The sequence below is a fragment of the Demequina sp. NBRC 110056 genome (genome assembly GCF_002090155.1).
In the GTDB taxonomy this organism is placed as follows: Bacteria; Actinomycetota; Actinomycetes; order Actinomycetales; family Demequinaceae; genus Demequina.
In genome coordinates, this window is record NZ_BBRM01000002.1 from 554,627 (window position 1) to 578,075 (window position 23,449).

The window sequence follows — 23,449 nt, forward strand, 5'->3', positions numbered from 1 at the left end:
GACCGCACGCTCGTGCGCTCCCAACTGACGGTGAGCGCGAGCGTCAGTCGAGACCGCACGCCCCAGGTGGCACGCCCAGGCGGGCGAGCACCGGGGAGGCAAGAGCATCGGCCCTGCCCGGGCGCCCGTGGCGGGGTCCGGCGCGGACTCGACGGGCGCATCGGCCCACCGGAGGCAGTCGGAGCGGGTGCCGCAACCGCTGCGGGAGGCCCCGCGAACGCGGAGAGGGCCCCCGGCCGAAGCCGGGAGCCCTCTCGCTGTGTGAAGCAGTCGGTGACGATCAGACCTCGCCGAAGACCGCCTCGACCCAGACCTGGACGTTGTCCTCGCCGTACTCGTAGACGCCCACGTAGGCGCTCGAGGGGTCGTTGGCGTCGTTGAACGGACCGACACCGGACACCGAGGTGTAGATGATGTCCTCGCCGGACTCGATCAGCTCGGCGCACTCGGCGAAGCCGGTGCACTCCGTGCCGCCGTCAGCACCCGACACGGCGGCCAGGTTGTCGCGGACGGTCTGACCGTCGGTGGCGCCGCCCTTCACAGCCGCGAGGGCCGCGAGGATGGTGGCGTCGTAGGACTCGGCACCGTAGGCGAAGGAGTCGAGCTCCGAGCCGTAGACCTCGTTCATGCGAGCCTTGAAGTCGTCATCCGGGTTGGCGCCGGGGATGGTGCCCTTGGCGCCGGTCAGGGTGCCGGCCTCGAAGTCAGCCGAGTAGTCCGCCGTATTGCCGTCCGTGAGGTACAGCTTGTCGGACGGGAAGCCCGCGCCGACCAGGGCCGGGATGATGGCCTTGGTCTGGTCGAAGGCGATCACGAGGATGCCGTCGGGGTTGGTCGCGAGGACGTCCTGGACGATCGACTCGAAGTTGGCCGCGTCCGTCTGGAACTCGTCACCCGAGACGCCGTAGGTGATGGTGCCGCCGGCACCCTCCACGACACCCGTGACGACGTCGCGCAGCGAGGTGGCGTAGTCATCCGCGAAGAGCAGGATGCCCAGGTTCTCGATGCCGTCGTTCAGGATCAGGTTGCCGAGCGCGTCGCCCTGGACGGTGTCCGGCGGCGCGGTGCGGAAGTAGAAGTCCGAGTAGCCGGACAGCGCCGTCGAGGTGTTCGCGGGCGAGATCTGGACGATGCTCGCAGCAGCGATGTCGTCGACGATGTTCAGCGACACCGACGACGAGGCCGCACCGATGATCGCAGCGACGCCATCCGAGATGAGCGACGAGACCGACTGAGAGGCGATCTGCGGGTTGTCGGTGTCGGACGAGTCCTCGTGGATCACCTCGACGTCGGAGCCCAGCACGCCGCCGGCCTCGTTGATCTCCTGGATCGCAAGGTCCACGCCAGCAACCTCGGGCGGGCCGAGGAAGGCAAGGCTTCCGGTCAGCGGCAGGACCGTGCCGATCTTGAGCGCGTCGCCGGAGCCGGAGCCCTCGGATCCCTCGCTACCCGACTCTTCGCCGTCCGACGAGCAGGCGGCGAGGGCGAGCGAGGCGGCGGCGGCAAAAGCCGCGCCGCGCGCGATGGTGTTCCATCGTGCCATGGTTGTTCCCTCCACACTGGCGGATAGACCCGCCAGTCCATAGGCCCGGGGACGGTCCCCGGTGGCCATGGGTTCACCGTACCGAAACCAGATTTCAGGTGTGGGTCCCGATCATCACGATTTCGTGACCTCGAAGGGACGGGAGGGCACGATTCGGAAACCTTGGCGACGATTCGACGCCGGTTTCCTGCGGTGGCGCTACTTCTTGGCGCTGCCCATCTGGTCGATGACGGCCTCGGCGACCTCACGCATCGTGAGGCGGCGGTCCATCGAGGTCTTCTGGATCCAGCGGAAGGCCTCGGGCTCGTTGAGCCGCATGTTCTCCATGAGCAGACCCTTGGCGCGCTCGACCTTCTTGCGCGTCTCCATGCGCTCGGTGATGTCCGCGATCTCGGACTCGAGGGCGCGGATCTCCGCGAACCGGGACGCGGCGATCTCGACGGCGGGCAGCAGGTCCGCCGGGGTGAACGGCTTGACGACGTAGGCCATGGCGCCGGCGTCACGGGCACGCTCGACGAGCTCCGTCTGGCTGAACGCGGTGAGCAGCACGACGGGCGCGACACGCTCGGCGGCGATCTTCTCCGCGGCGGTGATGCCGTCCATGACGGGCATCTTGATGTCCATGACGACCACGTCCGGCTTGTGCTCGATGGCGAGCGCGACGCCCTCCTCGCCGTTGGCGCCCTCGCCGACCACGTCGTAGCCAGCCTCGGTGAGGGTCTCGACGATGTCCATGCGGATGAGGGCCTCGTCCTCCGCGACCACGGCGCGGCGCTTCTTCGCGGCGGTGGTCTCGGCGGCGGCAGCGGTGTCGTTCGTGTCAGTCACCCCCCTAGCGTACTGAACATCAGGGCACTTGACCCAACCGGCGCCTCGCCGGCGAGCACCGGCACGGCGCTGTCACGGGGACGGCGCCTCACCCGCTAGCCTTGTTCAGCCGCCCCGATAGCCCAACTGGCAGAGGCAAACGGCTCAAACCCGTTCCAGTGTGGGTTCGAATCCCACTCGGGGCACGAGAGCGCATCAGCGCCGATGCGCTCGTCACCGTGGTGACGCACCGTCACCACGCGCACAGAACGGAAGGCTCGCCATGGCTTCTCACGTCACGCGCCACATCGCGCTCGTCGCGCACGACCACAAGAAGGACGACCTGCTCGCGTGGGCCACCTTCAACCGCGGCTCCCTCTCCGAGCACTCGCTCTACGCGACGGGGACCACGGGGTCGATGCTCGCGAACGCGCTCAAGCTGCCGATCCACCGCTTCCTGTCGGGCCCGATCGGCGGCGACCAGCAGATCGGCGCCCGCATCGCGGAGGGCGGGATCGATCTGCTGATCTTCCTGTGGGACCCGCTCGAGGCCCAGCCTCACGACCCCGACGTGAAGGCGCTGCTGCGCCTCGGCACGGTGTGGAACATCCCCATGGCGACCAACCTTGCGACGGCGGACTACATCATCGCCTCTCCCCTGTTCCGCGAGGAGTACGAGCGCGCGACACCGCAGCTGCCGCCGCGCGACCCCGACCAGTTCGGCACCGCGCGCAAGGCCTGACCGCCGCCTGACACACCCCAGACGCTCCGCATACACGCGACGAGGCCCGCCCCCGAGAAGGGAGCGGGCCTCGTCGCGTGAGGGCTCGGTGGCGTCAGCCGCGCACCTGGCCCACCTTGTGCACGAAGATCGAGTTGGTCGTGCCGGGGACGCCCACCGGGGTTCCCGAGACGACGACCACGTACTCGCCGTCGACGGCCATCTCGTTGTCCTTGAGGTACGAGTCGACGAGGTTGACCATGTCGTCGGTCGAGTCGACGCGCTCCACGAGCGCCGCGCGCACGCCCCAGCTGAGCGCGAGGCGCTTCTGGGTCTTGGCGTCCGGGGTGAAGGCCAGCATCGGCACGCTCGGGCGCAGGCGCGCCATGCGCAGCGCCGAGTCACCCGACTGCGTGAAGGTGACGATGTACTTGATGTCGAGGACCTCGGCGATCTCCGCCGCCGCGTGGGTCACCGCGCCGCCACGCGTCTTGGGCGTGGTGAGGAACGGTGCGATGCGGGTGAAGCCCTTCTCCTCCGTGTTGCGGACGATGCGCGCCATGGTCTCGACCGTGATGATCGGGAAGTCGCCGACCGAGGTCTCGCCCGAGAGCATGACCGCGTCGGTGCCGTCGAGGATCGCGTTCGCGCAGTCCGAGGTCTCGGCGCGCGTCGGCACCGGGGAGTGCGTCATGGACTCGAGCACCTGGGTGGCGACGATGACCGGCTTGGCGTTCGCGCGGCACAGCTCGATGGCGCGCTTCTGGACGAGCGGCACCTCCTCGAGCGGCAGCTCGACGCCGAGGTCACCGCGGGCGACCATGATGCCGTCGAAGGCGTCCACGATCTCCTCGAGGTTGTCGACGGCCTGAGGCTTCTCGACCTTGGCGACGACGGGCAGGGTGATGCCCTCCTCCGCCATGATGCGGGCGACGTCCTCGTAGTCCTTTGCCGAGCGCACGAACGACAGCGCGATGAAGTCCGCGCCGATGTTGAGGCCCCAGCGCAGGTCCTCCTCGTCCTTGTCGGAAAGGGCGGGCACGGACACGGCGACGCCGGGCAGGTTGATGCCCTTGTTGTTCGACACCGGGCCGGGGACGACGACCTTGGTCACGACGTCGGTGCCGTCGACGATGTCGGTGACCTCGAGGCGCACCTTGCCGTCGTCGATCAGCAGCGTGTCACCGGGCGAGCAGTCGCCCGGCAGACCCTTGAAGGTGGTGCCGCAGATGTCCTTGGTGCCGACGACGTCACGGGTGGTGATGGTGAACACGTCGCCGATGGCGAGCTCGTGCGGGCCGTCGGCGAACTTCTCGAGACGGATCTTGGGGCCCTGCAGGTCGACGAGGACGGCGACGTTGCGGCCGGCCTCCTCCGCTGCCTGGCGGACGTTGTTGTAGACGCGCTCGTGCTCCTCGGTGGAGCCGTGAGAGCGGTTGATGCGCGCGACGTCCATGCCTGCGCCGACAAGGAGGCGCATGTTCTCGATGGATGCCGTGGCGGGGCCGATGGTGCAGACGATCTTGGCGTTTCGCATGTTCTCCAACTTAGTGGGTGTGGCGCGGTAGCGCCTGGGTATCTAGGCCCGGATCGCCTGCGTGTGAGCGGTGACCGGGGCGGGAAGCTCGGTGCTGCCGAGGAGGTACTCGTCGATGGCCGCCGCTGCGGCGCGGCCCTCGGCGATCGCCCACACGACGAGCGAGGCGCCGCGGCCGGCGTCTCCTGCGACGAACACGCCGTCGACGTTGGTCGAGTAGTCCGCGGCACGCTGGAACTGGCCGCGGTCCGTGATGGCGACGCGGCCCTGCGCGGCGATCTCGCCGGTGTCGGGACCGGTGAAGCCCATCGCGATGAGCACGAGGTCCGCGGGGACCTCCCGCTCGGTGCCGGCGGTCGGGGTGCGGGAGCCGTCCGGGTTGTACTGCGTGGTCGCGACCTTGAGGGTCCGCACGTATCCGGCGTCGTCCCCGATGAACTCGACGGTCGAGGCGAGGAACTCGCGGGTGCCGCCCTCCTCGTGGCTCGACGAGATGTCGTGCACGCGCGGGTCGACGGGCCACGGCTGGCCGTCCGGACGCTCCATCGGCAGCTGCTTGCCGATCGCGAGGGTGGTGACCGACGCCGCGCCCTGGCGCAGCGCGGTGCCGATGCAGTCGGAGCCGGTGTCGCCGCCGCCGATGACGATGACGTGCTTGCCCTCGGCAGTGACCTGCTCCTCGAGCTCGTAGCCGGCAGCGGCCTCGTTGCCCTGGTGGAGGTAGGGCATCGCGTAGTGGATGCCGTCGAGGTCACGTCCCGGGACGGGCAGGTCGCGCGGGATCGGCGCGCCGGTCGCGACGAGCACGGCGTCGTAGCGCGCGCGCAGCTCGTCCCACGTGATGTCCTTGCCGATCTCGACGCTGGTGCGGAAGCGGGTGCCCTCCGCGTCCATCTGCTCGATGCGGCGGTCGATGTGGATCTTCTCGAGCTTGAAGTCCGGCACGCCGTAGCGCAGCAGGCCGCCCAGGCGGTCGTCCTTCTCGTAGACGCGCACGGTGTGGCCGGCGCGCGTGAGCTGCTGAGCAGCCGCGAGTCCCGCGGGGCCGGAGCCGACCACCGCGATGGTCTTGCCGGTCTGTCGCTGCGGGATGTGCGGGATGACCGCGCCGTCCTCGAACGCGTGGTCGATGATCTCGACCTCGATCGACTTGATCGTCACGGCGGGCTGGTTGATGCCAAGCACGCACGAGGTCTCGCACGGCGCCGGGCAGATGCGACCGGTGAACTCCGGGAAGTTGTTGGTCGCGTGGAGGCGCTCGATCGCGTCCTCCCACTGCCCCTCGCGCACGAGGTCGTTCCACTCGGGGATGAGGTTGCCCAGCGGGCAGCCCTGGTGGCAGAACGGGATGCCGCAGTCCATGCAACGACTCGCCTGGCGACGCAGGGTGGGCTCATCGCGCGTGAGCTCGTCACGCACGTCCTTCCAGTCCAGCAGGCGGACGGGAACGGGGCGGTACGCGGGCGTCTCGCGCTCGCGGTGCTTGAGGAATCCGCGCGGGTCAGCCACGGGTCACCTCCAGGAACTCGGCCCACGCGCCGGGGGCGCGCAGGTCTCCGCCGCTCGCCTCCAGCTCGGCGAGGGCGTCACGGACACGGGCATACTGCGCGGGCAGGACGCGGGTGAAGCGCACGCGCGCCTCGTCCCAGTGCGTCAGGAGGTCCTTCGCGCGCGGCGAGTCGGTGTAGGCGACGTGGCGCTCGAGCAGCGTGCGGACGATGGTCTCGTCCTCGGCGTCGAGCCCGCCGAGGGTCAGCTCCCCCGCCGCCAGCGCCGCGGCGTTGACGCGCTCGCTGCGCAGGTCGAGGACATACGCGGTGCCGCCGGACATGCCGGCGCCGAGGTTGCGACCGGTGCGGCCGAGGATCACGGCGGTGCCGCCGGTCATGTACTCGAGCGCGTGGTCTCCGACGCCGGCGACGACGGCCGCCGCGCCGGAGTTGCGGACCAGGAAGCGCTCGCCCACCTGGCCGCGCAGGAAGATCTCTCCCCCGGTCGCGCCGTAGCCGATGACGTTGCCGGCGATGACGTCCTTGGAGTCGTCCATCATCGACTCGCGGTGCGGGCGCACGATGACGCGGCCGCCCGACAGGCCCTTCGCGACGTAGTCGTTGCCGTCGCCCACGAGGCGCATGGTGATGCCCTTCGGCACGAACGCGCCGAACGACTGTCCGGCGGAGCCGGTGAAGGTGATGTCGATGGTGCCGTCGGGCAGCCCAGCGCCGCGGTAGCGCTTGGTCACCTCGTGGCCGAGCATGGTGCCGACCGTGCGGTTGACGTTGCGGATCGGCACCTCGAAGGCGACCTTCTCGCCGCGCTCGAGGGCGCCCTCGCTGCGCTGGATGAGCTCCTGGTCGAGCGCGACGTCGAGGCCGTGGTCCTGGGTCGTGGCGCTGATGAGCGCGCGGCCCGGCTCGGGGCGCGCGAGGATCGGCGCGAGGTCGAGGCCTGCGGCCTTCCAGTGGTCGATGGCCTTGCGGGAGTCGAGGAGCTCGACGTGGCCGACGGCCTCCGCGATCGAGCGGAAGCCCAGCGCGGCGAGGTGCTCGCGCACCTGCTCGGCGATGAACTCGAAGAACGTCACGACGAACTCGACCTTGCCGGAGAAGCGCGAGCGGAGCTCGGGGTTCTGCGTCGCGACGCCCACGGGGCACGTGTCGAGGTGGCACACGCGCATCATGATGCAGCCCTCGACCACGAGCGGAGCGGTGGCGAAGCCGAACTCCTCGGCGCCCAGCAGCGCCGCGACCATGACGTCGCGGCCGGTCTTCATCTGGCCGTCGACCTGCACGACGATGCGGTCGCGCAGGTCGTTGAGCACGAGGGTCTGCTGGGTGTCGGCGAGGCCGATCTCCCAGGGCGCACCCGCGTGCTTGAGCGAGTTGAGCGGGCTCGCGCCCGTGCCGCCGTCCTGACCCGAGATGAGCACGACGTCCGACTTGCACTTCGCGACGCCTGCCGCGATGGTGCCGACGCCCACCTCCGACACCAGCTTGGTGTGGATGCGCGCCTGCGGGTTGGCGTTCTTGAGATCGTGGATGAGCTGCTTGAGGTCCTCGATCGAGTAGATGTCGTGGTGCGGCGGCGGCGAGATGAGGCCGACGCCCGGGGTCGAGTGACGGGTCTCGGCGACCCACGGGTACACCTTGTTGCCGGGCAGCTGACCGCCCTCGCCGGGCTTGGCGCCCTGAGCGAGCTTGATCTGGATGTCGTCGGCGTTCACGAGGTACTCGCTGGTGACGCCGAAGCGGCCCGACGCGACCTGCTTGATCGAGCTGCGACGCTCGGGGTCGTACAGGCGATCGGGAGACTCGCCGCCCTCGCCGGTGTTGGACCGTCCGCCGAGGCGGTTCATCGCGATCGCGAGGGTCTCGTGCGCCTCGGCCGAGATGGAGCCGTAGGACATCGCACCCGTGTTGAAGCGCTTGACGATCTCGCTGACGGGCTCGACCTCGTCCACCGGCACCGGCTCACGGTCCGTCGCGAACTCGAGCAGCCCGCGCAGGGTCATGAGGCGCTTGGCCTGTCCGTCGACGCGGTCGGTGTACTCGCGGAACACGTCGTACTGGCGGGTGCGCGTCGCGTGCTGGAGCTTGAAGACCGTGTGCGGGTCGAACAGGTGCTCCTCGCCGTCGCGGCGCCACTGGTACTCGCCGCCGGACTTGAGGCGCTGGTGCGGGGGCAGCTCACCGGACGCCGGGTAGGCGTCCGCGTGACGCAGCGCCACCTCCTGCGCGATGACGTCGATCCCGACGCCGTCGATCTGGCTGGGCGTGCCCACGAAGTGGCGCCCCACGAGCTCGCGCGACAGGCCGATCGCCTCGAACACCTGCGCGCCGCGGTAGGACGCGATGGTGGAGATGCCCATCTTGGACATGATCTTCAGGACGCCCTTGCCAAGCGCCTTGATGAGGTTGCGCACGGCCTTCTCGGCAGTGATGTCCCCCAGGTAGCCGCGCTGGACCATGTCCTCGACGGTCTCCATCGCGAGGTACGGGTTCACCGCGGCGCAGCCGTAGCCGATGAGCAGCGCGACGTGGTGGACCTCTCGCACGTCGCCGGCCTCGACGATGAGCGACGCCCGCGTGCGGGTGTGGTTGCGCACCAGGTGATGGTGCACGGCGGACGTCAGCAGCAGCGACGGGATGGGCGCGAAGTCCTGGTTCGAGTCGCGGTCCGACAGGACGATGAAGGACACGCCCTCCTTGATGGCCTGGTCGACCTCGTCGAAGATGTCCGACAGTCGGCGCTCGAGGCCCTCGTGCCCGTCGCGCACGCGGTACAGGCCGCGAATCTTGCGCGACGAGAACACGTCCCTGAGGCGCGGGTCCGCGTCGATGTGCAGGATCTTCGCGAGCTCGTCGTTGTCGATCACCGGGAACTCGAGCAGGACCTTGCGGGCGTGCTCGGGGGTCGCCTCGAGGAGGTTGGGCTCCGGGCCGATCGCGCCGCCGATGGCGGTGACGATCTCCTCGCGGATCGAGTCCAGCGGCGGGTTGGTGACCTGCGCGAACATCTGGGTGAAGTAGTCGAACAGCAGGCGCGGCCGGCTCGACAGCACGGCGATGGGGGTGTCCGAGCCCATGGCGCCGAGCGGCTCCACGCCCTCGCGTGCCATGGGTGCGAGCAGCTTCTTGAGCTCCTCCTCGGTGTAGCCGAAGGCGCGCTGGCGGCGCTTGACCGAGGCACGGGAGTGGACCACGTGCTCGCGGTCGGGCACGTCGGCCAGGCGGACGGCGTTGTCGCGCACCCACTCCTCGTAGGGGTGCTCGGCGGCGAGCTGGGACTTGATCTCCTCGTCCTCGACGATGCGGCCGGCCTTGGTGTCGACCAGGAGCATGCGTCCGGGCTGGAGGCGGCCCTTGCGGACCACCTTGGCGGGGTCGATGTCGAGCAGGCCCGCCTCGGAGCCCGCGATGACCAGGCCGTCGTCGGTGAGCCAGAAGCGACCCGGGCGCAGCCCGTTGCGGTCCAGAGTCGCGCCGATGAGCGTGCCGTCGGTGAAGTGCAGCGCGGCGGGGCCGTCCCACGCCTCCATGAGCGTCGAGTGGTACTCGTAGAACGCGCGCCGGGCGGGGTCCATCTCGTCGTTGTTCTGCCATGCCTCGGGCATCATCATCAGCACCGCGTGCGGCAGCGAGCGGCCCGCGAGGTGCATGAGCTCGAGCACCTCGTCGAACGACGCAGTGTCGGAGGCCGACGGGGTGCAGATGGGCATGAGGTCGCTCATGTCGCCCAGCAGCTCCGAGGACATGGTGCCCTCGCGCGCGATGATCCAGTTGCGGTTGCCCTGCACGGTGTTGATCTCGCCGTTGTGGGCGATGCCGCGCAACGGCTGCGCGAGCGGCCACGACGGGAACGTGTTGGTCGAGAACCGCGAGTGGACGAGCGCGAGCTCCGACTCGAACAGCTCGTGCGTGACGTCGGGGAAGACCTGCTCGAGCTGATAGGTGGTGAGCATGCCCTTGTAGGTGAGGGTGCGGCTCGACAGCGACGCGAAGAACGGGCCGCCGGCCTTCTCAGCACGCTTGCGCACGCGGTAGATGCGGCGGTCCAGCTCGATGCCGCTGAGGTTGTCGGCGACGACGAACACCTGGCGGAACACGGGCATCGCCGCGCGGGCGGACGGGCCCAGCGGCTCGGGGTTCACGGGGACGTCGCGCCAGCCGAGGACCCAGGCGCTCTCCGCGGCGGCAGCCTCCTCGAAGGCGCGCACCTCCTCGGCCTCGGAACCGGGCGTGAGGAACGCGATGCCGACGGCGTAGGTGCCCGCCTCGGGAAGCTCGAAGTCGACGACGGACCGCAGGAACTTGTCCGGCACCTGGGTGAGGATGCCGGCGCCGTCACCGGTCTCGGTCTCGGCACCCACGGCGCCGCGGTGCTCGAGGTTCTTCAAGGCGGTGAGGCCGTTGTCCACGATGTCCCGCCCGGGCGTGCCACGCAGGGTCGCCACGAAGGCGACTCCACACGCGTCGTGCTCGTACGCGGGGTTGTACAGCCCTGTCTGGGGCTGGTGAGCGCGGAACTGCGCGGCCATCACACCGTCCTTAGCCGTCCTCGGCGCAGGCCGAAGACTCGTTGGTTTCGGGGCGCCGTCGGCCCGGGTACACACGGGAGTTCAGCGTACCGCGAACAGGCGCCGGGTAAAGAATCGGCTATGACTTCCCCTGGCTTGTGGCCGGGTCCTCGTCGTCCGGCGCCGCGGCCGGTTCGGCCGATGCGCGTGCTGGTTCGGCGGAGCCCTCGGCCCCGTCTCGGTCCAGGATAGCCGCGGTCTCGGGGGCGTCCGTCCCGTCCAGGGCGGGCGCCGACTCGTCCGAGGGCTCCCCCGCATCGGCGCTCCCCGGTGCGACCGCATCGGCGTCCTGACCGCTCGCCCGGCGGGCGGCGAGCTGGTTCCTCGGCACCGGATCGACGATGCCGCGCTGACGCCTGCCGAGCACCACGAACATCGCGATCGCGAGGGCGAGCACCGCGATCGACACCCACACGTTGATGCGCAGGCGGCCGACGGTCACGGCGGTGTCGATGCGCACCATCTCGATCCACAGGCGACCCGACACGTAGACCATGACGTACAGCCAGAACACGCGGCCGCCGCGCAGGTCGAAGCGCCGGTCGAGCCACACGATGAGCGCCGCTCCCGCGACGTTCCACAGCAGCTCGTAGAGGAACGTCGGGTGGAAGGTCGCGAACTGCTCGTAGCCGTCCGGGCGGAACGCCGGATCGATCTCGAGGGCCCACGGCACGTCCGTGGGGCCGCCGAACAGCTCCTGGTTGAACCAGTTGCCGAGGCGTCCGATGGCCTGCGCGATGAGGACGGCTGGCGCAGCCGCGTCGGCGAACGCCGTGAACGACGCGCCGTGGCGACGGGCGCCGATGTAGGCGCCGAGCGCTCCGAGCGCGATCGCGCCCCAGATGCCCAAACCGCCGTTCCAGATCTCGAAGGCCGCCCAGGGGTCCCCGCCCTCGCCGAAGTACGGCCCCGGCGTCGAGATCACGTGGTAGAGCCGGCCGCCGATGATGCCGAACGGGATGGCCCACAGGGCTATCTCGCCCACGGTCTCGGCGTCGCCGCCGCGCTCGACCCAGCGCCGGGTGGTGTACCACAGGGCGAAGAAGATGCCGGCGAGGATGAACAGCGCGTAGGCGTGGATGGTGAGCGGGCCGATGGCGAACGACTGCCACTCGGCGGGCGGGCTCGGGATGTACGTCCTCATGCGCGGGCCTCCCTCACGCCGGCGGCGAGCTGGGAGACGCGCTCGCGCAGCGCCGCGATCCCCTCGTCGGGGGTGGCGGCTTCCGCGAGGATCCGCACCAGCGCGGTGCCGACGATGACGCCGTCCGCGTACCGTCCGATCTCGGCGGCGTGCTCGCGGGTCGAGACGCCCACGCCCACGCACACCTTGGGAGCTCCGGCCTCGCGTGCCTCGCGGACCACGCGCTCCGCCGCGTCGCCCACCTGGGCGCGCTCCCCTGTGACCCCCATGAGCGGCGTCGCGTAGACGAAGCCGCGCGAGGCCGCGCACGTCATGTGCATGCGCTCCGTCGTGGTCGACGGGGCGACCAGGAAGACGGTGTCGAGGTCGGCGGCACGCGCCGCGGCCACCCAGTCCTCCCCGGCGTCGGGCGTGAGATCGGGCGTGATCACGCCCGAGCCGCCCGCGGCGACCATGTCAGCGGCGAAGCGGTCCAGGCCGTGCTGGAGCATCGGGTTGAAGTAGGACATCACCACGGGCTCTGCGCCGGCCTCGCGCACGGCGCGCACCGCGGCGAACGTGTCGGCGAGCCGGACCCCGCCCTCGAGCGCACGGGCGACGGCGAGCTGGATCACGGGGCCGTCGAGCACCGGGTCGGAGTACGGCGGGCCGATCTCGACGATGTCGGCACCGGCCTCGACCATCGCGACCATCGCACGGATCGACGTGTCAACGTCGGGGAAGCCCACCGGGAGGTAGCACACGAGCGCCGCGCGCCCCTCGCCGTCGTTGATCGCGTCGAGGCGATCGGACAGCGCGCTCACTCGCCGTCCTCCGGCAGCATGTCGAACCACCGTGCGGCCTGCTCGACGTCCTTGTCGCCGCGGCCCGACAGCGTGACGAGCAGGGTCGCGTCGGGACCGAGCTCGCGGCCCAGCGTGAGAGCGCCCGCGAGGGCGTGGCTCGACTCGATGGCTGGCAGGATTCCCTCGGTGCGGCTCAGCAAGCGGAAGGCCTCCATCGCCTCGGCGTCGGTGACGGGCCAGTACTCGGCGCGTCCGATCTCCGCCAGGTACGCGTGCTGCGGTCCCACGCCTGGGTAGTCGAGCCCCGCCGAGATCGAGTGACTCGGCATCGTCTGGCCCTCGTCGTCCTGAAGGATGTAGGAGCGCGAGCCGTGGAGGACGCCCGAGCGTCCTCCGGTGAGCGTCGCGGCGTGCCGGCCCGTGTCGACCCCGTCGCCCGCGGCCTCGCAGCCGATGAGCCGCACGGAGTCGTCGTCGAGGAACGCGTCGAAGGAGCCGATGGCGTTCGAGCCGCCGCCCACGCACGCGAGCACCGCGTCGGGCAGCCCACCGAGGGCGAGCATCTGCTCGCGCGCCTCGACGGAGATCACGCGCTGCAGGTCGCGCACCATCGCAGGGAACGGGTGCGGGCCGGCGGCCGTGCCGAACACGTAGTTGGTGGTCTCGACGTTGGTGACCCAGTCGCGGAAGGCCTCGTTGATCGCATCACGCAGCGTGCGCGTGCCGGTCTTCACCGGGATCACCTCGGCCCCGAGGAGCCGCATGCGGGCGACGTTGAGCGCCTGGCGCTCGGTGTCCTCCTCGCCCATGTAGATGACGCACTCGAGGTCCATGAGCGCCGCAGCCGTCGCCGTCGCGACGCCGTGCTGGCCGGCGCCGGTCTCCGCGATCACGCGGGTCTTGCCGATGCGCTTGGTCAGCAGCGCCTGGCCCAGCACGTTGTTGATCTTGTGCGAGCCCGTGTGGTTGAGGTCCTCGCGCTTGAGGTAGACGGTCGCTCCCCCGGCGTGGCGGGCGAAGCGCGGCACCTCGGTGATGATGCTCGGGCGGCCCGTGTAGTCGCGGGCGAGGCGGTCGAGCTCCTGACCGAAGGCCGGGTCGACGCGCGCCTTGTCGTAGGCGTCGGTGAGCTCGTCGAGCGCCGCCATGAGAGCCTCGGGGACGAAACGTCCGCCGAACGCGCCGAAGAAGGGCCCGGGGGCCTGCTGGAGCGACTCCGTCACGGACGCACCGCCCGGAGCGCGGGGTGGGCGCCTGCGGCGACCATCTCCGCCACAGCGGTGCGGGGGTCCTTGTCCTTGACGAGCGCCTCGCCCACGAGCACCGCATCGGCGCCCATGCGGGCGTACTCGACCACGTCGTGGCCGTCGCGGATGCCCGACTCCGCGACGCGCACGATGCCGTCGGGGATGATCGGCGCGATCCGCGCGAAGGTGTGGCGGTCGACCTCGAGGGTCTTGAGGTTGCGGGCGTTGACGCCGATCACGCGGGCGCCAGCGTCGGCGGCGCGCTTGACCTCCTCCTCGTCGTGCACCTCGACCAGGGCGGTCATGCCCAGAGAGTGCACGCGCTCGGTGAGGCTCTCGAGCGCCATCTGGTCGAGCGCCGCGACGATGAGCAGGACGACGTCCGCTCCGTGGGCGCGCGCCTCCCACACCTGGTACGGCGTGACGATGAAGTCCTTGCGCAGAATCGGGATGTCGACCTTGGAGCGCACGGCGTCGAGGTCGGCGAGGGATCCGCCGAAGCGGCGCTGCTCCGTGAGCACCGAGATGACGGTCGCGCCGCCGGCCTCGTACTCGGTCGCGAGCGAGGCGGGGTCCGTGATCGGTGCGAGGTCCCCCTTCGAGGGGCTCGAGCGCTTGACCTCGGCGATCACGGAGATCGCGTCGGAGGCGAGCATGGCGCGCGCGTCGAGGGCGCCAGGAAGCCGCCCGGCGCGCTCCTTGAGCGCGTCCATGGACGTGTCCGACTGCCGCACCGCCAGATCCTCGCGCACTCCGGCGACGATGCTCTCCAGAACGCTCATTCCCTGCCCCCGTTCATGGCGACCATCGTACCGCCGGGCCCGGGCGGCCATGACCGCCGCGGTCAGGCCCGCCCCGATGCCGCGCAATGGATCCCTTTCGCTGGCCTCGAGCCTCAGAACAGCGAGATGGATCCGTTTCGCGCGGGCGCAGGCGGGCGCTGAGCGCTGGCGCGGGCGCGTACGGAGGGCCGATGCGCGGGCTGGGGCCGCACGTACGCTCGACTCCGGAGCGCGGTCGGTTGAGGGGCGAGATCGACTAGGGCGCCAGGAAGGGCTCGAGCGCCGGGATGTTGCGCACCACCCAGAACAGTCCGAGCACCGCCGGAATCGAGATCGCCACCCACATCGGGATATGCGGAGCCGTGCCGCCACGCCACGCGATGCGCAGCCACGACGCCAGCAGCAGGACGCCCGCAGGGACGATGAGCAGCACCACGAGGGGGTTCAGAGCGAGGGCGGCCGCCACGTCGCCGTGGGCGAGCTCGTGCACCGCACGCAGGCCACCGCAGCCAGGGCACCAGTGCCCGGTGGTGGCGAGGAAGATGCAGGACGGGAAGAAGCCCGCCCGGTAGGGGTCGGCGAGCGCCGTGTAGGCGGTGCCGACGGCGAGCACGGCCGAGGCGATGAGCGGCGCCGCGAGGCGCCGCGGCCGGGACATCGGAGACGTCCCAGCCACCACATCGGCCGTGCTCGTCACGTGGAGATCAGACTCCGGTGGTCGACCACTCGTAGGTGCCGGTCGCGATGAGGACGGCGTACAGGATGCCACCGAGCACGGAGAGGATCGATCCGATGATTCCGAGGATGAATCCGACGTTGCCGATGTTGCCGTTGGTCGCGAGACCCTGCTCACCGGCCTCCTTCGACTTCTTGCCGAGGATGATCGCGGGGATACCGGCGAGCAGACCGCAGCAGACGATCGACAGGATGCCGAGCACGAGCGCCCAGACGCCGAGCTGGTTCTTCTCCTCGCTGCTGCCGCCACCGGGGAACGGCTGGCCGGCCGCGGGGGGCGGCGGCGGAGGGGGCGGGGTGATGTCGCTCATGCTTCTCTCCTTTGATGTGGGTGAGCGGCCGGGGACTCCCGAGCGCTACTGCAAGGGCTGGCCGTGGCCGAGCGCGCGGAGCGACGCTCCGGCGGCCAGCGCGACGACCGCGAGACCGACGCCGACCCACACCACGGGCCAGACCGGGATGGCGATCCCGATCGACGCGACCAGCGCGGCGATCATGAGGCCGATGTTGGTCACCCATGCCGCCGTGGTCTTGCCGTGGTTGGCGTGCGCCTCCTCCGGAAGGTCCTCCGGGGCGATCTCGATGCTCGACATTGTTGCTCCTTGCGTGTCGTGGTGGTCAGTCTAGCCAGGCCGCACGGCCGTGAGCCGTGAGGCGAGGCTGATGGCGCGGATCATCGCCGCGGCCTTGTCCTTGGTCTCCTGGTCCTCGCTCGCCGGAACGGAGTCCGCGACGACGCCGGCGCCCGCCTGCACGTGCGCGACGCCGTTCTCGATGAGCGCGGTGCGGATCGCGATGGCCATGTCCATGTCGCCCGCGAAGTCGAAGTAGCCCACCGCTCCGCCGTAGAACGCGCGCCGGGTGGGCTCGATCTCGTCGATCAGCGCGATCGCGCGCGGCTTGGGCGCGCCCGACAGGGTGCCGGCGGGGAAGGTCGCGGCGAACACGTCGACGGGGCCGTAGGCGGGCTCGAGCTCGCCGACCACCGTCGAGCAGATGTGCATGATGTGCGAGTACCGGTTGACCTTCATGAACTCGAGCACCTCGACGGACGTCGGGGCGCACACCTTGACGAGGTCGTTGCGTGCGAGGTCCACGAGCATGACGTGCTCGGCGATCTCCTTGGGGTCGGCGAGCAGCTCCTCCTCGAGCGCCTTGTCCTGCTCGGGCGAGGCGCCACGCGGCCGGGATCCCGCGATGGGGAACGTCGACACGCGGCCGCGGTGCACGGCCGCGAGCGACTCGGGGCTCGCGCCCACCACCGCGAAGCTGCGACCCAGGTCGTCCTCGAGATGGAAGCAGTACATGTACGGGCTGGGGTTGAGGGTGCGCAGCACGCGGTACACGTCCAGGGGCGAGGCCTCGGTGTCGAGGTCGAAGCGCTGTGCGGGCACCATCTGGAAGACCTCGCCGTCGCGGATCGCTCCCTTGGCGAAGGTGACCATGTCCTCGTACTCGCCGGGCGCGGACCGCTGACGGACCTCCGGCGCAGAGGCGTCGGGGTCGATCGCGGAGACCTCGCCCGGCACGGCGTCGAGCAGCGCGCGCTCCATAGCCGCGACCCGCTCGACGGCGTCGGCGTAGGCACCCTCGATGCCGGTCTCCTGGGCGTCAGCGTTGACCGCGTTCGCGATGAGCCACACGGACCCGTCGTGGTGGTCGATGGCCGCGACGTCGGCCGCGAGCAGGAGGTGCGCATCCGGCACGTCGATCTCGCGAGGCGCCTTCTGGGGCAGCGTGGGCTCCCACTGGCGCACGATGTCCCAGCCCATGACCCCCACCAGCCCGCCGGTGAGCGGGGGCAGGCCGGGGATCGGCTCGGACTGGAGCTCGCGCAGCGTCGCGCGGATGACCTCGAGCGGCGCCCCGTCGGCGAGGCCCACGGGCACGTCACCCGACCACCGCGCCTCGTCGCCGTCGATGGTGAGCGCCGCGCGGGAGCGCACGCCCACGAAGGAGTAGCGGCCGCGCGAGCCGTCGGGCTCGGCGGACTCGAGGATGAAGGTGCCCGGCCGCTCCCCCGCCAGGGCGCGGTAGACCGCGACCGGGGTCAGCGCATCGGCGAGCACGCGGCGCACCACGGGCACGACGCGTCGCGTCGCGCCATACGCGACGAACTGCTCGAGGGTCGGCCAGGTCTCGCCCCACTGGACGGTCACGGTCATGACTGGCCGGCCCCCGCATCGGCGCTGCTACCGTCGCCCGCGAGGCCGTCGGCGTCGACGGCACCCAGGTCGCCGCCCGCGTCGAAGCACGACCGCTCGCCGGAGTGGCACGCGGGACCCACCTGGGTCACCGTGACGAGCAGCGCGTCGCCGTCGCAGTCGATCTCCACGGCGTGGACGTGCTGGACGTGTCCCGACGTGTCGCCCTTGCGCCACAGCTCGCCGCGCGAGCGGCTCCAGTAGACCGCCCGTCCGGTCGTCAGGGTCTGGTGCAGGGCCTCGTCGTTCATCCACGCGACCATGAGGACGTCGCGCGTGTCGCGATCCTGGACCACGGCGCACACGAGCCCGTCAGGAGTGCGCTTGAGGCGCGCGGCGACGGTGTCGTTCAGCGGCATGGGCTCATCCTTCCAGATCGCGGCCACGTCTCGCGTCGCCCCGCTCGCGTGACGGCGGAGGGCCGATGCGCGGACTGGGGTGGGCTCGCCCCCGCGGCTGGGTCGGGGCTAGTCCCTCGTCTGCGAGACCCACGCGGCGTACAGGGACGCGTAGGTGCCACCGGCGGCGACGAGGTCGCGGTGGGGACCGACCTCGATGAGCTCGCCCTGCTCCATGACCGCGACGAGGTCGGCGCGCTCGGCGGTCGACAGGCGGTGCGCGATGACGACCGCGGTGCGGCCCTGCATGAGCCCCTCGAGCGCGCGCGAGATGCGCACTTCCGTGGCGGGGTCGACCGCGGAGGTCGCCTCGTCGAGGATCAGCAGGTCCGGGTCGCGCAGATAGGCCCGCGCGATCGACACCAGCTGGCGCTCGCCGGCGCTGAGCAGCTCGCCGCGCGGCCCCACGTGGGTGTCGAGGCCCTGCGGCAGCGCGTCGATCCAGGCGTCCAGCCCGAGCGACTCGAACGCGGCGAGAGCGCGGTGCTCGAGGTCGTCGGCCGAGGCGTCGGGGATGGCGTAGGCGAGGTTGCTGCGGATCGACCCGTCGAAGAGGAAGCCCTCCTGCGGCACGACGGCGATGGACCGACGCAGCGAGTCCATGGGCACCTCGCGCAGGTCGACGCCGCCGACCCTCACGAGCCCCTCGGTCGGGTCGAAGAAGCGGGACATGAGGCGCGCCAGCGAGGTCTTCCCCGAGCCCGTCTGGCCCACGAGCGCGATGCGCTTGCCCGCGGGCACCGCCAGGTCGACGCCCTTGAGCACCTCGGGACCGCCGGGGTACGTCAGGCGGATGCCCTGCATGTCGAGCTCGCCGTGGCCGTGCGGGATGGGGGTGCCGTCCGCGCCGGGATCGGCGATGGTGACCTCCTCGTCGACCAGCTCGAGGACGCGACGCCAGCCCACGACGGCGCGCTGCATCTCCGCGAGCATCTCGATGATCCACATCAGCGGGCCGGCGAACATGTAGACCAGGAACGCGAAGGCGACCACGGTGCCGACGGTGAGGTCGCCGCGCAGCGCGAGCGCGGTGCCGCCGATGAGCGCGAGCCCCGTCGCGAGGGACTGACCGATGACCGTCGAGGAGAAGTTCAGCGAGGCGAGGATCGACGCCTTGCGCTCGGCGCGCAGGATGTCGTCGATGTCGGCGTTCAGCTGGTCGCGCATGCGCTGCTGCACGCCGTAAGAGCGAATGGTCGCGACGCCGACGATCTGCTCGGAGGTGCGGCCCAGCAGGTCCGCCATCTTCGAGCGCACGCCCTGGAACGCGCGGCGCACGCGCGGCTGGATCCACAGCAGCGAGAACACCATCGGCAGGAACGCCAGCAGCACGAGCAGCGACAGCTGCCACGAGTACGCGAGCATCACCATGAACACCGCGGCGGACTCGAGCGCGGAGATGATCATCGCCGCTCCCGTCCACTGCATGAGGTCGCGCATGGTCTCGACGTCGCCGGTCACGCGCGAGACGTAGCGGCCGCGCTGCTCCTCGTTCTGGGTGAGGACGCTGAGCTCGTGCACCTTGCCGAACGCGCGGATGCGGAGCGTCGCGAGGCCCTTCTCGGCGGCGGACACCATCCGCACGCGCACCCGCCAGGCGAGCACCGCGGCGAGGATGAGCACTCCCGCGCCGGCCAGCGCGTAGCGCAGCACGACCTCGACGTCGACGCCTCCGGGGGCCAGCAGCCCCTCGTCCGTGACGCGCTGCGTAAGGAACGGCACGGCCGCTCGCCCGCACGCCGCGAGGGCGGCGAGGATCAAGGTCACGACCAGGCCCGCCCGGAACTCGGGGCTCACCTGGAGGCCGCGACGGAACATGTGCCGCACCGACATCTCGTCGCCCGACTGCGGGCGAGCCTGCTGCGCGCCGGTCATCCGACGTACCCCGCTTCCTCCTCGGCCTGGCGGCGCGAGTCCTCCTCGTACGCGAGCACGAGCTCGCGGTAGCCGCGGTCGCGCTCGAGCAGCTCGGCGTGGGCGCCGGCGTCCACGACGCTGCCGGAGTCGACGTGCACGACGTGGTCGGCGAGCATGATGGACGCGAGGCGGTACGCGATGATCAGCACCGTCGGGCCCTGGCCGTCCGCGCTCAGGCCGCGCAGGATCTCCTGCTCGACGCGGGGGTCGACCGCGGATGTGGCGTCATCGAGGACCAGCACCCGGGGGCGGCGCACGAGCGCGCGCGCGAGCGCGAGGCGCTGGCGCTGGCCGCCCGAGAGGTTCATGCCGCGCTCGGCGAGCACGGCGTCGAGGCCCGTCGCCTCGCCCCTGCCCACGCCGCGCACCACGTCGGTGATGCTCGCCTGCTCGAGCGCGGTCCAGACGGCGTCGTCGTCGTAGTCCTCGCCGAGCGTCACGTTGTCGCGGACCGTGCCGGCGAAGACGAAGGCCGTCTGCGGCACGAGCGCGACGTGGCCGCCCAGCGCGGCGATGGTCTCCATGTCGACGTCGTCGAGGGTGATCGCCCCCTGCACGGGGTGCGCGAGGCGCGCGGCGGCGAGCGCCACGGTGGTCTTGCCGGCACCGGTCGCGCCGACGAGGGCGGTGACCGTGCCCGGCTCGAGGGTCAGCGACACGTCGCGGAGGATGACCGCGAGGCCGCCGTCGCCGTCGTCGGCCCCGATGTCGGCGCCGGAGAAGCGCACCGCACCGGCACCGTCGCGAGGCACCTCGCGGTGGCCGGGCTCGTCGACCTCGGTGGCGGCCTGCGCGATCTCGCCCACGCGGCGGAACGCGACGAGCGCCTGCGGCATCTGGCCCAGCACCCAGCCGAGGCCGCGGATCGGCACCGCGAGCAGGGTCACGAGGTAGATCGCGGACACGACGTTGCCGACGGTGACCGCGCCCGCCTCGGCGCGCAGCGCGCCCACGATCATCAGCGCGACGGACCCCAGGGGCACGATGAGGTCCATGAGCGGCTCGAACCACGCGCTCGTGCGGCCCACCCGGATGTCGGCGTCGCGCAGGCCCGTCACGGCCGTCGAGAACCGGTCGGTCTCGCGCTGCTCGGCGCCCAAGGCCTTGACGACCGTGCCGCCCTCGAAGCTCTCGTGGGCGATGGTCGACACGTCGGCGCGCAGCGACTGACCGAGGTCCCACCGCGGGGTGATGACCTTCTCGTAGGCGAGGTTGATCGCGAAGATGATGGGCACGACGGCCAGGCCCGTCACGGCCAGCCACGGGTCCATGCGCCACATCGACCAGCCGGCGGCGAACATCATGACGAACGAGCCCACCGTGAAGGCGAACGGGTGCAGGGTGTTGGTGGCGCTCTCCGAGTCCGAAGACATCGCGGACAGGATGCGACCCGAGGGGTTCGCCCGGTGCCACCCGAGCGGGAGGCTGGCGAGCGCATCGGCCACCACGCGGCGGTGCCGCGCGCCAACGCCCGCGACGGCGATGCCCTGCACGCCGCGGCGCAGCCCCACGAGGACGGCGTTGAGGATGCCGATGAGGAGGAACGCGCCGCCGGCGAGCATGATCGCCTCGAGCGGGTCCTGCGTGATCTCGCCCCAGATCCCCTGGATCTCCTCGCCCGCCACCCCGGGGATCACGACGTCGTCGGTGATCTCGCCGAGCAGCGTGCCGAAGATGACGGTGAGGATCGAGAACACCGCGGCGGCGGCGATGGCGAAGACGAAGCGCCAGCGCTCGGTCCTCACGGCGTGCCGGAGCAGCTGGAACGCCTTGCGGTTGAAGGACCCGCTCAGGCGGTAGTCGTCGGCCCTGGTGGACCCGCTCATCGAACCTCGATTCCCGCGGAGCGCATGGCCTCCTTGACCTCACCGATGCTGAGGGTGCCGAAGTGGAACACGCTCGCGGCGAGCACCGCGTCGGCTCCCGCCTGCGCGGCCTCGACGAAGTGCTGGGCGGTGCCGGCGCCTCCCGAGGCGATGAGCGGGATCGACACCACGGCGCGCACGTCGCGGATCATCTCGAGGTCGAAGCCTCCCGTCGTGCCGTCGGCGTCCATCGAGTTCAGCAGGATCTCGCCGGCGCCGAGCTCCGCCCCGCGTCGGGCCCACTCGACGGCGTCGATGCCGGTGCCCTTCTTGCCGCCATGGGTGGTGACCTCGAAGCCGGACTCGGTGACGGTGTCGGGTCCGCACCGGCGCGCGTCCACGGACAGCACGAGCACCTGGGAGCCGAAGCGCTGGGCGATCTCGCGGATGAGCTCGGGACGCTCGATGGCCGCCGTGTTCACGCCCACCTTGTCCGCGCCGGAGCGCAGCAGTCGGTCGACGTCCTCGGGGCTGCGCACGCCGCCTCCGACGGTGAGCGGGACGAAGACGGTGTCGGCCGTGCGACCCACCACGTCGTAGGTGGTGTCGCGGCCGTCGCTCGACGCCGTGACGTCGAGGAACGTCACCTCGTCGGCGCCCGCAGCGCCGTACTCTCGCGCGAGCTCGACGGGGTCGCCCGCGTCGCGCAGCTCCTTGAAGTTCACGCCCTTGACCACGCGTCCGGCGTCGACGTCGAGGCAGGGGATCACCCGCACCGCAGCACCCATCACGCCTCCGGATTCCACACGTCGAGGATGTCGACGACGAAGATCATCGTGCCCTGCGCGGGGTAGCCCAGCGCGGGCGGCACCACCATCATCACGCGCGAGCCCTGGGTCTGGTCGAGCAGGCCCTGCTGGAGGCCCGGCACCGCGGACACCTCGTCCATGTCGACGAGCAGCGGCTCGCGCTCCGCGGGCCACGACGAGTCGAACACGTCGCCCGCCTTCCACTGCTCCCCCGCCTCGAGCCCGGCGTCCTCGTCCGCGGGGCTGTCGGAGAAGTACACGATCGAGTAGTTCGCGAGCACCTGCGAGGCCGCCGTGATCTGCGGGCCGGAGCCGCGCACGAGCGTCGCGGTCTGGAGGTCTGCCGGCGCCACGGCGTCGTCGGGCACCGAGACCTCCGGGGTGCCGTCCTCGAGCGTCGTGACCGTCGGCATGCCCTCGGGGGTGTCGACCGGCTCGCCCACGGGGCCCGTCGGGAGCACGTCGACCACCATCGCGATGGGCTCGCTCTCGGCGACGCCCTCGCCAGGGGGCGTCACCACGAGGACGCGGCCGCCGACGTGGACGCCCTGCAGCGCCTCGTACATGCCGTCGCCGATGATCTCGGGCGCCAGCAGGAACGACGTGGGGGTGCCGTCGAAGGTGTTGATGATCACGGTGCCGTCGACGAGGGACTCGCCGTAGATGTCGAGGAGCAGCGACTGGCCGTCGACGAGCAGGTCGCCGTCGCCCTCCCACAGCACCCGGGTCTCCTCCTCGCTGTAGTCGAGGCCGGGCACGAACTCGATGTCGGGAGCGAGGGTCTCGGACTGCGTCACGGTGATGGCGTCGATGCCCGCGGACGGCGACACGCTCGCGTCCGTCTCGTCCGGCTCGCTCGTGCACGCCGCGAGGGCCAGCGCACCGGCGCAGGCGGCAGCGAGCATGGCGAGACGACGCATGGGTGCCCCTTTCGAGACG

At 71.0% G+C, this 23,449-nt stretch carries 19 protein-coding genes and 1 tRNA gene; 2 read left to right on the plus strand and 18 right to left on the minus strand.

Going from position 1 to position 23,449, the window contains the following annotated elements:
• Positions 1 to 280: 280 nt before the first annotated feature.
• Positions 281 to 1,543 (minus strand): ABC transporter substrate-binding protein, encoded by a 1,263-nt coding sequence (locus B7K25_RS02590; RefSeq protein WP_084103927.1) that lies wholly within the window; start codon positions 1,541 to 1,543, stop codon positions 281 to 283.
• A gap of 198 nt (positions 1,544 to 1,741) precedes the next feature.
• Positions 1,742 to 2,371, minus strand: coding sequence for an ANTAR domain-containing response regulator (locus B7K25_RS02595; RefSeq protein WP_084103928.1), 630 nt, complete (start codon positions 2,369 to 2,371; stop codon positions 1,742 to 1,744).
• Positions 2,372 to 2,482: 111 nt separating this feature from the next.
• Between B7K25_RS02595 and B7K25_RS02600 the strand changes: the two genes are divergently transcribed.
• Positions 2,483 to 2,556: transfer RNA gene (locus B7K25_RS02600), tRNA-Leu, on the plus strand.
• 77 nt (positions 2,557 to 2,633) lie between these two features.
• Positions 2,634 to 3,092, plus strand: a complete 459-nt coding sequence (locus B7K25_RS02605) for a methylglyoxal synthase (RefSeq protein ID WP_084103929.1) — start codon at positions 2,634 to 2,636, stop codon at positions 3,090 to 3,092.
• A gap of 94 nt (positions 3,093 to 3,186) precedes the next feature.
• On the opposite strand, the gene pyk is transcribed toward B7K25_RS02605, so the two are convergent.
• The 16 genes from pyk to B7K25_RS02685 form a co-directional block, all read right to left on the minus strand.
• Positions 3,187 to 4,608, minus strand: coding sequence for a pyruvate kinase (gene pyk / locus B7K25_RS02610; RefSeq protein WP_084103930.1), 1,422 nt, complete (start codon positions 4,606 to 4,608; stop codon positions 3,187 to 3,189).
• Between the two features lie 42 nt (positions 4,609 to 4,650).
• Positions 4,651 to 6,117 (minus strand): glutamate synthase subunit beta, encoded by a 1,467-nt coding sequence (locus B7K25_RS02615; RefSeq protein ID WP_084103932.1) that lies wholly within the window; start codon positions 6,115 to 6,117, stop codon positions 4,651 to 4,653.
• Positions 6,110 to 10,645 carry a glutamate synthase large subunit gene (gene gltB / locus B7K25_RS02620; protein ID WP_084103934.1) on the minus strand — a complete coding sequence of 1,512 codons (4,536 nt, stop codon included), beginning with the start codon at positions 10,643 to 10,645 and terminating at the stop codon, positions 6,110 to 6,112. Before gltB ends, B7K25_RS02615 begins: the two co-directional genes overlap by 8 nt.
• Positions 10,646 to 10,763: 118 nt before the next feature.
• Positions 10,764 to 11,828, minus strand: coding sequence for a prolipoprotein diacylglyceryl transferase (lgt, locus tag B7K25_RS02625; RefSeq protein WP_084103936.1), 1,065 nt, complete (start codon positions 11,826 to 11,828; stop codon positions 10,764 to 10,766).
• Positions 11,825 to 12,631 (minus strand): tryptophan synthase subunit alpha, encoded by an 807-nt coding sequence (gene trpA, locus B7K25_RS02630; RefSeq protein WP_084103938.1) that lies wholly within the window; start codon positions 12,629 to 12,631, stop codon positions 11,825 to 11,827. Before trpA ends, lgt begins: the two co-directional genes overlap by 4 nt.
• The gene (gene trpB / locus B7K25_RS02635; RefSeq protein ID WP_084103940.1) at positions 12,628 to 13,836 is read right to left on the minus strand and encodes a tryptophan synthase subunit beta; all 1,209 of its coding nucleotides are present in this window, start codon (positions 13,834 to 13,836) and stop codon (positions 12,628 to 12,630) included. The genes trpA and trpB overlap by 4 nt, the downstream gene beginning before the upstream one ends.
• Positions 13,833 to 14,642 (minus strand): indole-3-glycerol phosphate synthase TrpC, encoded by an 810-nt coding sequence (gene trpC, locus B7K25_RS02640; RefSeq protein ID WP_084103942.1) that lies wholly within the window; start codon positions 14,640 to 14,642, stop codon positions 13,833 to 13,835. Before trpC ends, trpB begins: the two co-directional genes overlap by 4 nt.
• Before the next feature lie 256 nt (positions 14,643 to 14,898).
• A complete protein-coding gene (locus tag B7K25_RS02645) occupies positions 14,899 to 15,339 on the minus strand; it encodes a DUF2752 domain-containing protein (RefSeq protein ID WP_144018810.1) in 441 nt (146 codons plus the stop codon).
• A 7-nt stretch (positions 15,340 to 15,346) separates the two neighbouring features.
• Entirely contained in the window at positions 15,347 to 15,688 is a 342-nt protein-coding gene (locus tag B7K25_RS02650; protein WP_084103946.1) for a DUF4190 domain-containing protein, read from the minus strand.
• A 45-nt stretch (positions 15,689 to 15,733) separates the two neighbouring features.
• A complete protein-coding gene (locus tag B7K25_RS02655; protein ID WP_084103948.1) occupies positions 15,734 to 15,970 on the minus strand; it encodes an HGxxPAAW family protein in 237 nt (78 codons plus the stop codon).
• A 30-nt stretch (positions 15,971 to 16,000) separates the two neighbouring features.
• Positions 16,001 to 17,542 (minus strand): anthranilate synthase component I, encoded by a 1,542-nt coding sequence (locus B7K25_RS02660; protein WP_084103950.1) that lies wholly within the window; start codon positions 17,540 to 17,542, stop codon positions 16,001 to 16,003.
• Positions 17,539 to 17,940 (minus strand): phosphoribosyl-AMP cyclohydrolase, encoded by a 402-nt coding sequence (gene hisI, locus B7K25_RS02665; protein ID WP_084103952.1) that lies wholly within the window; start codon positions 17,938 to 17,940, stop codon positions 17,539 to 17,541. Before hisI ends, B7K25_RS02660 begins: the two co-directional genes overlap by 4 nt.
• A gap of 108 nt (positions 17,941 to 18,048) precedes the next feature.
• Entirely contained in the window at positions 18,049 to 19,854 is a 1,806-nt protein-coding gene (locus B7K25_RS02670) for an ABC transporter ATP-binding protein (protein WP_084103954.1), read from the minus strand.
• Positions 19,851 to 21,722: an ABC transporter ATP-binding protein gene (locus B7K25_RS02675; RefSeq protein WP_084103956.1), complete on the minus strand. Its 1,872-nt coding sequence runs from the start codon at positions 21,720 to 21,722 to the stop codon at positions 19,851 to 19,853. The genes B7K25_RS02670 and B7K25_RS02675 overlap by 4 nt, the downstream gene beginning before the upstream one ends.
• Positions 21,719 to 22,489, minus strand: coding sequence for an imidazole glycerol phosphate synthase subunit HisF (gene hisF / locus B7K25_RS02680; RefSeq protein WP_084103958.1), 771 nt, complete (start codon positions 22,487 to 22,489; stop codon positions 21,719 to 21,721). The genes B7K25_RS02675 and hisF overlap by 4 nt, the downstream gene beginning before the upstream one ends.
• Positions 22,489 to 23,430, minus strand: a complete 942-nt coding sequence (locus B7K25_RS02685) for an FKBP-type peptidyl-prolyl cis-trans isomerase (protein WP_084103960.1) — start codon at positions 23,428 to 23,430, stop codon at positions 22,489 to 22,491. Before B7K25_RS02685 ends, hisF begins: the two co-directional genes overlap by 1 nt.
• Positions 23,431 to 23,449: the final 19 nt, after the last annotated feature.